Consider the following 1,316-nt stretch of genomic DNA (forward strand, 5'->3'; position numbering starts at 1 on the left):
GCATATATAATTTACACTTCTGGATCTACAGGCACCCCTAAGGGAGTTATGATAGAACATTTAGGGATGTTGAATCATATGTACTCTAAGATTGAAGGTTTAGAGTTTAACACGGAGAGTATTGTATCTCAGAATTCTCCTTTTACCTTTGATATCTCGATATGGCAACTGTTAACAGGTTTACTTGTTGGAGCTCGTGTAGTTGTTTATGATCAATCTGTTGTTTTAGATCCGGATGATTTTTTAAGTAAGATTTCCTTAGATGGGATTACTATTTTAGAGGTGGTTCCGAGTTATCTAAAATCTTTATTAGAAGTAGAGGAAGCTCTTGAGCGTCATTATCTAGGAGATTTGTCTTATTTATTAGTTACTGGAGAGGCAGTTAGTAGTTCACTATTAGATCGTTGGTTTATAGCGTATCCTTCGATTCCGGTTGTTAATGCGTATGGTCCTACAGAGGCGTCTGATGATATTACGGTATTTATTATGGATAAAGCACCAGGATGTTCTATTGTTCCAGTAGGAAAACCGATACGTAATATGCAGATTTATATATTGGATAGTCAACTGAGGATGTGTGGGAAAGGAGTTAGTGGAGAGATTTGTGTTTCAGGAGTTGGTGTTGGTCGCGGTTATATGAACCGTCCTGATTTGACTAGCGATAAGTTTATTGTTAACCCTCTTGATTCGACACAACGTTTATATAGGACTGGTGATATTGGTCGTTGGTTAGAGGGTGGTATATTAGAGTTTCAGGGTCGTATAGATGATCAGGTAAAGATACGAGGTCATCGGATAGAGTTAGGAGAGATTGAATACCAGTTACAAGGTAAGGATGGCATAGATCAGGCAGTTGTTGTTGCTAAGGCTTTAGATTCTGGATCTACAGAGTTGATTGCATATATTGTTAGCGATTCAGAGCAGGATCCTTCAGATTTAATAGGATATTTATTGGAGCGTTTACCTGATTATATGGTTCCGGGCTATTATTTAGAGTTATCGAGTATTCCGTTGACAAGTAATGGTAAGGTAGATAAAAAGAGGTTACCCTTACCAGAAGCAGGAATGTTATCTACAGGATCAGTTTATGTAGCTCCACGAACTTCTGTAGAAGAACAATTGGTGGCTATTTGGGAAGATGTTTTAGAGCGAACTCCTATAGGTATACAAGATGATTTCTTTGCTTTAGGAGGAAATAGTATCAAGGCAATAAAAGTTATTAATCTGATACAAGGGGCTTTTAAGATACGATTAAAAGTACTACAGCTCTTCCAAGACTCAACTATTGAAGTATTAGCAAAAGCTATAGAAACAAT

General features: G+C 37.2%; 1 protein-coding gene. It reads left to right on the forward strand.

The genetic code is table 11. The features are described 5' to 3' along the window. Window positions 1–1,316, forward strand: a 1,316-nt coding sequence (locus ACWGOQ_RS24085) for an AMP-binding protein (protein ID WP_458202905.1), incomplete at both ends; no start/stop codon positions are given.

The sequence above is a fragment of the Aquimarina ulvae genome (genome assembly GCF_053613295.3).